The 6,105-nt window shown below is 59.3% G+C and carries 1 protein-coding gene; it reads right to left on the bottom strand.

The window, feature by feature from the left end:
• Window positions 1–6,105 (bottom strand): hemagglutinin repeat-containing protein (locus HYQ67_RS23565; protein WP_202308594.1); only part of this gene is annotated, 6,105 nt, incomplete at both ends.

Genomic DNA, 6,105 nt, shown 5'->3' on the forward strand with positions numbered 1-6,105 from the left:
TGCTCAAAGGTCTCGTCGCGGGTCCGCTTGTCGTGGCCCGGGTCGATGAGGACGCTGTCGCCGATAACCGCCAGGTCCTTGCCCGCAATCAGGTCGGCACCGCCGATGTGTGCCTGATTGCCGGCTGAAATCACCACGCTACCGCCCGTCGAGCCCACGGTACTGAAGCTCTGACTCTGGGTGGTGCCCGCCTCGCGCAGGTCGTGTGTGGTTTTACTGCTGCCGACGGTGATACCTATCCCGCCGGTGCCCATCAGGCCGCTCTTCTTCACTTCCTTGAAGCGCCAGCTTGAATCGGTGTTGGTGGCGGCAACAATATCCACATTATTACCCGCGCTCAGGTTCACCGCATCATCCGCGACCACGGACGAACCTTTCACCAGCAGGTTATTACCGGCGCTGACCTGCACGTTGTCTCCGCTCAGCAGGGTCCCTGCTTCACGGGTGGCGCTGTCCTCTTCGATGGTATGGGTTGTCTTCTTGCTGAGGAACCCTTTTTTGGTTTTGGTCTGCTCTTTGTAGTGATAATCGCTTTCGGTGGCGGTGGTGAGATTCACATCCCGCCCCGCAGCCACGCCGATATCGCCGCTCGCCGTAACCCGTGCGGCCTCGCTGTTAACATCGCGCCCGGCAATGATTGCCGTATTACCGCCGCTGCTGATTTCGGTTCCCTGCTGGCGCACGGATTCGTCAATGACGGTTTTCTTTTTCTCGTGCGTGCTGCTGCCGTCAATGGTCGCCTCAGCCTGCAGCTTCACATCACGTCCGGCCTGGATACCCACATTTTTCTCAGCCGCAATACCCGCAGCCTGGCTGCTGATATCACGCCCGGCCACCAGGGTCACATTATCCCCTGCGGTGACGGTGGTGCCGTCTGCGCTGCTGTGATGATTCTCAGTGCTGCCCTTGCGCTGGTTTTCGTGGTTATCCGCCGCGTTCAGGCTCAGGTCGTTACCCGCCACCAGTTGCGCCGTTTTACCGGCATCAATGGCGCTGGCCGTAACGGTCAGGTCATTGCCGGCCTGCATGATGGCGCTGCCGCCTGCCGTCACGGTGCTGCCCTGGTTTGAGGTGGTGGAGGTGCTGCTGTCTTTCTGCCTGCGGAAGCCCGACTGGCTGCGGCTGTCGTTGATCTGATTTGCCGTGATATTGATGTTATTGCCCGCGCCCATCGCCAGCTCGCCGCCAGCGGCGACCTTCGCACCCGTGATGTTGATATCGTTTGCCGCGCCCATGGACAGGCCGTCGGTAGCGGTAATCGAGGCGGTCTGACCCACATCCGTGCCACTGATATGCACACTGCCCTTGCGGCTGTCACTCCCGGCACTCCACTGCGCCGTGCGGGTGATGTTGTTGATGCTGCCATCGGTGCTTTCGAGCTGGACGGTTTTACCGCTGATGGCCGAGCCGATATTGTTGATGTCCCCGAGCGCGTTCAGATCCAATCCCCCACCCGCGCTGATAAGCCCGGCGTTGAGGTTGCTGATGCTGTTGCTGCTGTCGATGGTCAGCCCGTTTTGCGCCAGCAGCGAGCTGCCATTGTTGGTGAGACTGCCACCTGCCAGCTGGACATTGTTGCCGCTAATCACGCTGCCGTTCTGGACCGACACGTCTTTCGGCGACAGGTAAACTTTTGGCACCATCACCGTCTGGCCGTTAATGGTGGAGGTTTCCCACCACAGGATACTGTGGTCGAGGGCAGCCACCTGGTCGGCGGTGAGCGCCACACCGAACTTCAGGCCCAGCCTCTGATGTGCATCTGCGGCGTTGTCCATCAGGTAGCGCATCTGGTCGAGGTCAGAGCCGAGGCCGTTGATATAACGGGTTCCGGTCTGGTTCAGCACGTAATTGGACACATACCGAGTGTCAAACGCCGCATCGCCCAGGAAACGGTAGTCGTTATCGGGGTCGAGGTGCAGCCTGTCGAGCATGTACGACGAGCCCAGGAACTGATTAATATCGGTGTACTGGCCGTTAGTTTCTTTCGGCGCGCTCCCCGGGTTCATACCCAACAGCTTATACAGGTCACCAAACAGCGACGGGTCGAGCTGTCCCAGGCCGTCCAGCTTCGGGTTCACCGTAATGAGATACGGGCTGTCCGGGTCGGTGGAAGGCACAAAGTAGCCATTATTACCGGAGGGCAGCGGGTAGTTGCCGTCGATGCCGTCCGGGGCCAGGCTGCCGCCACCGCTGATGGCCTGGCTGGCAGAAGTGTCTTTCCAGTCTGGCGTAGTGATAGCCAGGGTTCCTGCTCCGTCCAGCGCCTGCTGGCTGGCTCCTCCGCTGATGGTTTGTGCCGACGGGGTGTTCAGTTCCGGTGCAATAATGGTGTTGATGATTTTGTCAGCACTCGTCGTGGTACTGGTATTACTGATATCACGGGTGAAATTCGCGTTAACGTTGCCGCCCGCCTGGATAACGGCGCGAAAGTTTTCGCCGTTTGCCGTTTCACTGCGCTTTCCATTCAACGCATACTTAATCGTCTGATCCAGAGTCGGTAACTTAAGTATCGCTCCCTCTTTATCCGGGAAGCCCTTGCGGGGCAATTGATCAACGGTTTTTCTGGCATACATACGAGTGTCAGGAGAGGCAATATAGGAGTAATAATCAGTGTAGATACCTGATTGCCAGCTTTGATTATTCAGTGTTGAACCTGATAGATCCACATCACCATTTGCAAGGATATTGCTCGCTAAGTTGTCCAGTGACGTAGCATTTATGCTGAGATCAGCACCGGATGAAATACGCGCAGCGGCACCATCACTGGTAACATCCTGCCTGGTCTGACGGGCAATAAACTCCACCGGATCCGAATTTTTCCATGGTGCGTAATACCATCTTTCTGTTGTGACATAGTTGCCGCCTCCGTGACCAGGAGAACCACCATTCCAGCTTGTGGAAACATTGCTGTAAACCCCGTAGCTTCCATCCGGCAGCAGCGACACCGGAATATCGATAGTTGAATTCCCTAAACCATCGATCCCGGCAGGGTTATCAATCACACTTGATGTGTTAACCCTCAAACCATCCCGCTGATTGAGCAAATGCCCGGTCTTGATGGTGATATCACCTTTCGTGGTTTCGATATTCCCGGAGGTGTTGCTTACCTCAGAGTTCGCCGCGCCTGACGCATCCTTTTGCATCACCAGGTTATTACCCGCCAGGATATCGCCGCGCAGATTCTGAATGCTGTTGGCAAACAGCGACAGGTTATTTCCTGCGTAGAGCAATGCGGTGTTGACGAGAGAACCTGCCGCTGTCAGCACCAGACTGCCTGCCGTACCGGTAAAGCCATCCAGTGTGATATTACCCAGGCTGGTCAGGCTGACATCGCCGCCCGCCTGAAGTGAGCCGCTGGCGTTCATGGCAATCTGGCTGCCGGAGAGGGATGTGGTGCCGCTGCCAGCCGTGAGCTGGCCGTTATTACTGAGTTTGCCCTTCGCGTTCAGGGTGATGCCCTTGCCCTGTAAGGCCCCTGCGTTGGTGATATCGCCCTGGCTTGTCACCGACAGCTGTTTGTTCGACGCAATGACCCCCTGCGCGCTGAAGCTGTTCGCGAGCTTCAGCGTCAGGTTGCCCAGGGCCACCAGTTGGCCGGCACCGCTCAACGCGGTGACGTCGGTCAGCATATCTCCGCCGCTGAACATTTTGCCACCGGCGTTGTTCAGCGTGTTGCCTTTCAGCGTCAGGCTCTGATTGCCGAGCAGGGTGCCGCTGTTGCTCATCGCCTGATAATTGACATCCAGCATCGCCGCCTGGAAGGTGCCGCCGTTGGTCAGGCTGTTGCCGGTGAGCCGGGCCTGGTTCGCCGCAATCACCGTGCCGTGGCTTTCGAGTGTCGCCACGTCCAGCACCAGGTTTGTGGCCTGCAGCCAGCCTGCGCCGCTGTAGTCCGGCGTGGATAAGGTCAGGTCGCCGCCGGAGAGAATTTTGCCGCCGTTGCGGGTTTGCGTGGTTGCGCTGAGGGTGGTTTTACCGTTGCCCTGAATCGTGCCGTCACTGGTCAGTACCGGCGCGGTGATAGTGAGCGCGCTCTGGCTGAGGATAACGCCGCCAGCCTGATTGGTCAGCGCATTCAGCAAGGTAAGCGTCAGGCCGCTGTCGCCCTGAATACGTCCGCTGTTGGTCAGTAAGTCAGCGTTAATCTGTGTGTCGCCCCCCTGAAGCTGACCGCCGTTACTGATGTCCCGGGCTTTCACCGCGAGCTTTCCGCCGGTCAGCAGTTTCCCCTGCTGCTGCTGCTGCAGGTTGCCGCTGAGCGTGACGCCAAGGCCGTTCACGCCGCTGATTTCACCGCTGTTGTCGAGGGAATCCCCCTGAATAGCCAGCGTTTTTGCGCTCACCAGCCCCTGGTTACCGAGCGCTTTACCTGCAATGCGGGCGTCGCCCAGCGCGGTAATTTTGCTGCCGGTGATGGCCTGCATATCGCCACTCAGCGTCAGAGCCAGTCCCAGCGCGCTTTGAATCGCCCCGCTGTTGGTCAGGCTGCGGCCGTCGAGCGTGATGTTTTCTCCCTGAAGGCGGCCGCTGTTGGTCACATCGGTGGCTTTTACGGAGAGGTCCCGCTGGCTAAGCAGGTCGCCGCTGTTGGTCAGCGCACCGGCACTGTTCAGCGTCAGGCCGCCCAGGCCGGTCAGCGTGCCCTGGTTTGCGATACTGTCCTGGGTCAGGCTCAGGGTGTTGCCCTGAAGCGTACCGCTGCTGATAAACGACTTACCGCTCAGTAACATATCTCCTGCGGCAAGCAGGCTGCCGTGGTTTGTCAGCGTCGGCGCGCTGAACGTCAGGCTCCCCTGGCTCATCAGCTCACCGTCGTTCAGCAGTGAGTTAGCAATTACCGCATCCAGGCTGCCGGTGGCCAGCACGGAACCGCTGTTGTTCAGGTCCTTTGCTTTGAGACTCAGGTTCTGTCCCTGCGTGGTGCCGGCGGTGGTCAGTGTCGTACCGTCAACGGACAAATCGCCTGCGGTCAGCCAGCGCCCGGCAGCTCCCTGTGAAAGGTTCCCCCCGGCAAGCGTCAGGACGCGGGCCCCCTGCAGTAAGCCTTCGCCCGTCAGCGTTCCCGCGTTAACGTTCAGCGTGCTGCCGATGATTTTGCCCGGGTTAGTCAGCGCGGTGGTATTTAGCGACAGCCCGCTGTCACTGGTGATAAGACCGCTGTTGCTGATGTCCGGAATATCGAGCGCCAGGCTGGCCGCGCTGTAAAGCGTGCCGTCCTGCTGGTTATTCAGTGATTGCGTGTTGATGAGCAGGGAAGCATCGCCCTGCATCAGACCGCTGTTGGTCAGGCTCTGCGACTGGCTGCTCAGAGAAGAGGCCACCACCACGCCACTGTTATTCAACTGTGGCGCATTCAGGCTGACCGACGCGGCGCTGCTTTGGCCGCTGTGGCTGACTGTTTCCGAGCCGTTCACCGCCAGAGATTGCTGAGCCGCCTGGGTTCCCGCAAGCGTCGCCGTTCTGGCTTTGATGGTGAGATTTTTACCGCTCTGAACCTGAGCGGTTGCTGCGGTGGAAACGCTGTCGCCCTGCAGCTGCATGTCCCCCCCGGAACTGACCTCACCGTCAAGTGCTGTCGCCGTCGCGTTAAGCGCCATCGCCCCGTTGCTATGGGTCACGGAGGCGTTGCCGGAATCCAGCGTTTCAGCGTTGACGGTCAGTCCTTTACCGCCGGAGAGCGTACCGTTTTGGGCCACACTCCGCGCCTTAAGGGTAAGCGAATCATCGCTTACCAGTGAGCCCGTATTGCTGACTTTACCGCTGGCGGTGATATCCGCCTTACCTTTGGCCCCGGTATTGCCGCTCTGGGTAAAGTCGCGGGTGTTGATGCCCAGACCATTGCCGCTCAGCAGCGAGCCGCTGTTGGTGAGGGTTGTACTGGTCACAGCAACAGAGCCGCCCTGCACGGAACCGCTGTTATTGAGCACCTCGCTGTTCAGCTGAGCGCTACCGCCCGCCAGCAGCTTACCGCTCTGGGTCAGGCTGGTGCTGTTTACCGTCAGATTTTGTCCGGCGGTTATCTGCCCCTGGTTGCTGAGCGTGTCGCGGGCGTTCGCTGTGATATGGCGGGCGGCGTTAATCTGGCTGGCCGCGTCCTGACTGATA

It is taken from the genome of Dryocola clanedunensis subsp. sulfonylureivorans (assembly GCF_016756775.1).
In the GTDB taxonomy this organism is placed as follows: Bacteria; Pseudomonadota; Gammaproteobacteria; order Enterobacterales; family Enterobacteriaceae; genus Dryocola; species Dryocola clanedunensis.